The following is a 1,465-nucleotide window of genomic DNA, read 5'->3' as shown; positions in this document are numbered from 1 at the left end:
ATGAAATCGACCAGCGTCGGTTCGCCGTCGACAACATCCAGTTCCTTGTATCTTGTCTGTTTGAGCCCCCGGCAAAGCGCGCCGTTGAACTCCATGTTGATGCGCACTGAGCGCAATCCGCCGAGATAGGCAGTCAGTGCCATGGGTGGTATCTGCTGCCCATCCCATGTAACGAAGACCGGATCATCCGCCCGGCGGTCGGGGAAACGCTCAAGCAGGGCGGCCCTGTATCTCGGCTTCTGCTTGGCTGCTTCGCCCGCTTCGAACCGCGCGGCGTCATATGCAGGCAACCCCATGCCGAGGATTTCCCGATCGGTCAGCCCGTGCGCCTTGAGGCCGCGCAAGACTGCCTCCTGGCGCCGCTTGAATGCCTTCATCCGGAAGGTTTCGCGCAAGGCGCCGAGATCGCGATCCTCGGCAAGTTCGGCGAAGATGTCGCCGAAGGATTTGCCCGCTTCCATGCCGCGGTTGACCTCTTCCGCAAACATGTGGTCGTGCAGCTTGACGCGATAGGCAGGCGACCAGGACAGCTGTTCCAGCGCCTGGCGGACGCCGTCCAGCATGAGGAAGGCGAAGTTGGGCGAGCACCAGTAGGTCGGCAAGCGGAAGTCGACCTCCACGCTGCCATCGCTCGTCACCTCCGCCCGCTCGACAAAGCCCATCTCGGTAATGGCCTCGTCGAGTTCCGGGTCGTTGACCTCTCCAAGGCGCCGCCAGAGTTCTTTCTGGCGGCCATCATCGGAAATGCTGGCCGTTGCCATGGCCCTTACTCCGCCGCGATGCTGAAGGGCGAGCCGGCGAGCGCCTTCTTCTTGGCTTCGACGTCGATGTTGTAGAGACGCGCGGCGTTGAGGCCGAGTATCTTCTCCTTGATCTCATCGGTCAGCTGCACACCGCGTTCCGCGGCGATGTCCTCGGGGATCTGGTAGGCCCAGAATTTCTCGACCAGCCAGCGCGGCGTCCAGATCGCGTAGTCGGAACCGAACAGGATCTTCTCCGGCCCGAGCCAGAACAGCAGCTCGGCGATGACCTCGCCGAAATAGCGCGGACGCGCATGAATGAAGGGCAGCGCCACCGCCAGGCCGCCATAGACATTGGTTTCCTGCGTCGCGATCCAGCAGAAATCGTCGAGGCGCGGCAGGCCGCAATGCTCGACGATCCAATTGAGGTTCTGGAAATCCGTCGCCGCGTGGTCGACGTCATGCACGTCGAAGGCATCCTTGCTGAGCGGGATGATCGTCGGGCCTTTGTGGACGTGAATGTTCCTGATGCCGAGCTTGTCGCAAAGCTCGAAGCATTTGTACGCATCGGGGTCAGTGAGCTTCCAGCCCTTGGAGGCGCCGTTCCATTCGGCCGTGTACATCTTCACGCCCTTGATGTCATAGGTCTCCTTGAGGAAGTGGATGTACTCCAGCGCCTTCTCACCGTCGCGCGGATCGAAAGCACCATTGACGATGAAACGCTC

General features: G+C 61.4%; 2 protein-coding genes. Both read right to left on the bottom strand.

What is annotated here, in order from left to right; genetic code table 11:
* The coding region (locus O7A05_RS33965; protein ID WP_337097772.1) for an iron-sulfur cluster assembly protein at window positions 1-761 on the bottom strand (761 nt) is incomplete at its 3' end.
* Between the two features lie 5 nt (window positions 762-766).
* Window positions 767-1,465: amidohydrolase family protein (locus O7A05_RS33960; protein ID WP_337097771.1), on the bottom strand; the 699-nt coding region annotated here is incomplete at its 5' end.

The sequence above is a fragment of the Mesorhizobium argentiipisi (SeqCode) genome (genome assembly GCF_037179585.1).
Classification (GTDB): domain Bacteria; phylum Pseudomonadota; class Alphaproteobacteria; order Rhizobiales; family Rhizobiaceae; genus Mesorhizobium; species Mesorhizobium argentiipisi.
Note: the sequence above shows the minus strand (reverse complement) of the source record. Positions and strands in the feature narration are given on the sequence as shown.